The sequence below is a fragment of the Paenisporosarcina sp. TG20 genome (assembly GCF_000286315.1).
Lineage (GTDB): Bacteria > Bacillota > Bacilli > Bacillales_A > Planococcaceae > Paenisporosarcina.
Genome location: NZ_ALJG01000035.1, coordinates 1 through 766, shown reverse-complemented (window position 1 = coordinate 766; position 766 = coordinate 1). Strand labels below are relative to the sequence as shown.

Genomic DNA, 766 nt, shown 5'->3' with positions numbered 1-766 from the left:
CCTTGCGGAGAACCTTTTGTCGGAATACCTTCTCCATCCACTTCAGCTTTCAACATTTTCGATAAACAGGCTAAAACCTGTCTATCCTGAATACCTAAATTCCATAGCTGCTTAATAAGCAATGTATGATTGATATTATCAAAGAACCCTTTTATATCAATATCTACAACGTAGTGGAGTTTCGACTGATTAACTAGAAATTGAATTCTTGCCATCGCATGGTGAGTAGACCGTAAAGGTCTAAATCCATAGCTATGATTATAAAAATGAGCCTCTGCAATTGGCTCTAACACTTGTTTAAAGCATTGTTGTACGATTCTATCGAGAATGCATGGAATACCTAATGGTCGCATCTTACCATTATCTTTTTCAATTAGTTTACGTCTAACTTTCTTAGGGCGATAATTTTTTAGCCTACTTTGTATTTCTTCTACTAATTCGTTCTCCGAACGTTTCTCTATGTCTACAATGGTTTTACCATCTGTTCCAGGAGTCTTCGACCCTTTATTTGACTTGATTGTTCGATACGCTAATAAAATATTGTTCCTCGACGTGATGATGTCGTATAACAGATGGAATGATTCTTTATTTTTGGCTCGTTGATGTAAGTCTGTAAAGGTGTCTGTCATCCCATAATAATCCCAATATCGTAGAGCTTGCACTGTGGCATCATTCCTCTTTGAAGTGATGTTCCCACGTTCTTACCCGACCGGTGCAATGCACAGTTGAAAAATAATTATTACTTACCGCTAGACTTGGGGCTGTT

At 37.6% G+C, this 766-nt stretch carries 1 protein-coding gene; it reads right to left on the bottom strand.

The features are described 5' to 3' along the window. On the bottom strand, positions 1 to 662 hold a 662-nt coding region (locus B371_RS0100165), incomplete at its 3' end, for a reverse transcriptase domain-containing protein (protein WP_019412357.1). Between the last annotated feature and the right edge of the window lie 104 nt (positions 663 to 766).